Annotated in this window: 2 protein-coding genes; both read right to left on the bottom strand. The window is 70.8% G+C overall.

The genetic code is table 11. The features are described from left to right. Positions 1 to 1,469: glycosyltransferase family 39 protein (locus V7053_RS18585; protein ID WP_334173736.1), on the bottom strand; the 1,469-nt coding region annotated here is incomplete at its 3' end. Between the two features lie 108 nt (positions 1,470 to 1,577). Next, positions 1,578 to 2,810 carry a bifunctional glycosyltransferase family 2/GtrA family protein gene (locus V7053_RS18580; RefSeq protein WP_334173737.1) on the bottom strand — a complete coding sequence of 411 codons (1,233 nt, stop codon included), beginning with the start codon at positions 2,808 to 2,810 and terminating at the stop codon, positions 1,578 to 1,580. Positions 2,811 to 2,856: the final 46 nt, after the last annotated feature.

Below are 2,856 nucleotides of genomic sequence, written 5' to 3'. Positions count from 1 at the left end.
AGCCAGGAGGAGTCGCGGCCGAGGAGCACCGCGGTCCAGATGCTCGTGGCGAGGACGGTGGCCGCGAGGACGATCCTCGAGGGCCAGTAGGCGCGTCCGCGCCACAGCTCCGCGCCGCCGATGCCGACCACGCCGGCGATCCCCGGTGCGAGGGCGATCGCGTAGTAGGGGTGCACGGTTCCGGTCATGAAGCTGAAGACGCCGGCAGTGAGGACCGTCCAGCCGCCCCAGACGATGAGCGAGGCGCGGACACGGTCGGTGCGGACGGCACGGCGCGTGAACCAGAGGCCGGCGACGAGGAGGATGAGCGCGGCCGGAAGAAGCCACGAGATCTCCGTGCCGAAGCTCGACCCGAACATGCGGAGGAGGCCCGCAGAACCGCCGAAGCTCGCGCCGCCCGGCCCGCCGCCCTTGCCCCCACCCGGGAAGGCGCCTGCGACGCCACCGCCTGCCAAGCCGCCCAGAGCGCCGGAGCCAGCGGCAGCTCCGACGTCGGCCGCTCTGCCCAGCGTGGCGCCGCCGAAGCCGCCGCCCCGGTTGCCGAAGATGCGGGCGAAGCCGTTGTAGCCGAACGTGAGCTCGAGGAAGCTGTTCGTCTGCGATCCCGCCATGTAGGGGCGCACGCTCGTGGGCGTGAGGGTGAACGCGAGGATGTATGCGCCGGCGACGGCCACGATGCCGCCGAGGGCGCCGAGCAGGTGCACGAGCCGGCGGCGGAACGTCGTCGGGGCGGCCCAGAGGTAGGCGAGGCCGAGCGCGGGGACGATGATGACGCCCTGGAGCATCTTCGTGAGGAACGCGAGGCCAATCACGGCTCCGGCCCCGACCAGCCACTTCCAGCCGGCCTTCTCGATGGCTCGGACCGTCATGTAGGCGGCGAGCACGAGGCAGAACGTGAGCATCGCGTCCGGGTTGTTGAACCGGAACATGAGCGCCGCCACGGGCGTGGCCGCGAGGGCGGCACCCGCGAGAAGGCCCGCGGCCGGACCGCTCACGCGCTTGACCGCGGCGTACATGAGCGCCACCGACGCGACGCCGGCGAGGGCCTCCGGGAGCAGCATCGTGAAGGAATTGAAGCCGAACAGGCGCCCGAGGAGGCCCGGGATCCAGAACGCGGCCGGGGGCTTGTCGACGGTGATCGCGTTGCCGGCATCGAGCGAGCCGAAGAACCACGCCGTCCAGTTCTTGCTGCCGGCTTGGATCGCGGCCGCATAGAACGAGTTGGCGTACCCGGAGTTCGTGAGGTTCCAGAGGTAGAGGAACGCGCTCGCGACGACCAACCCGAAGCCGGACGGGCGGACCCAGCGGGCTTGGTCCTGGCCGAAGGCGAGGCGTCGCCACCCGCTCCGCGAGCTGGGGGTGGGCTGACGACGGCGCGCGGCGGCGTCGTGGGACGTCGTGTCGGGCGGGGTGGGCACCGCGCCGGGGGGCGTGGGCACCGCGCCGCCCGGGGCGAGGGAAGTGGTCATGATGCGGGCCTTTCGGTCGATCTTTCCGTTGCTCCGTCACCTCCGCAGAGTGTGGACCCTGCGGATCTGACGGCGCAACGCGAGGGGGGAGCGATAGCGCCGGCTGGGTCACGCCCTCCGGCGGAACACCCAGAGCCGGAAGAGCAGGAACTTCAGAGCGGTTGCGGCAAGGTTCGCGAGGGTGAGGACGGTGAGCTCGAGCCACTGGTTCGGGTGGGGGAGGGAATTCATCCAGGCGAGGGCCCCCGCCGTGAGGGCCCAGCCGATGCCGAAGACGATGAGGCCCTCGAAATGGTGCCGAGCGAGGCGTGCGGAGCCGAGGACGCCGAACGTGAAGCGTCGGTTCGCGGCCGTGTTGGCGATCGCGGTGATGAGCAGTGCCGCGAAATTCGCCGCCTGCGGCCCCATGAACGCACGCCCCATGAGGTACAGCGCCGCGTACGCGAGCGTCGAGGCCACGCCGATGGCGCCGAAGCGCACCAGCTGGCCGAAGAGGCTCTGCCCTCGGCCTGCCTCCTCCGGGCGCTCTCGCGCCGGAAGCGGTCCGCGGGCGAGCGCGGCCTGGAGCTGCACGAGAGGGATCCGCCCCAGGGCCATGTCCGTCGTCATGCGGTACATGCCCCGGAGGTCTTCGAGGGCGGTGCGGAGGATGTCGACCTTCGAGTTGGGGTCGTCCGTCCAGTCCACGGGCACTTCCGCGCAGCGTAGGCCGCAGCGCTCGGCGAGGACGAGGAGCTCCGTATCGAAGAACCACGCCTTGTCGAGCGTGTGGGGAAGGAGTTGCTGGGCGACGTCCGCCCGGATCGCCTTGAAGCCGCACTGAGCATCACTGAAGCGTGCGCCCATGAACGAATGCAGGAGGAAGTTGTACGAACGGGAGACGAACTCGCGCTTCGGCCCCCGCACTACCCGGGAAGACCGGGAGAGCCTCGTACCGATCGCGAGGTCCGAATGGCCCGAGATGAGCGGCGCCACGAGCGGTGCCAGCGCGTTGAGATCGGTCGACAGGTCAACGTCCATATAGGCCAGGACCGGCGAGTCCGAGGCCAGCCACACGCGGCGCAGCGCGTTCCCGCGGCCCTTCTCCTCGAGGTGGACGACGCCCACGTGCTCGAGTTCGCGAGCGAGCCGTTCCGCGACGCGGAGGGTCGAATCCGTCGAGGCGTTGTCCGCGATCGTGATGCGGTAGCTGTGGGAGAACTGGTTGGACAGGTAGGCGTCGAGCCTGCGGACGCAGGGCTCGAGGTCGGCCTCCTCGTTGTAGACGGGGACAGTCACGTCCAGGAGCGGGATCCCCGCCCGATCCAGCGCGGCGACGTCGATGGGGCCGCCCGGGCGCAGGGTCGGGCTGTCGAGCACGACGGCGGAGCCCGACTGGGCGGTCGGC

The sequence above is a fragment of the Sinomonas sp. genome (assembly GCF_036848755.1).
Lineage (GTDB): Bacteria > Actinomycetota > Actinomycetes > Actinomycetales > Micrococcaceae > Sinomonas.
Note: the sequence above shows the minus strand (reverse complement) of the source record. Positions and strands in the feature narration are given on the sequence as shown.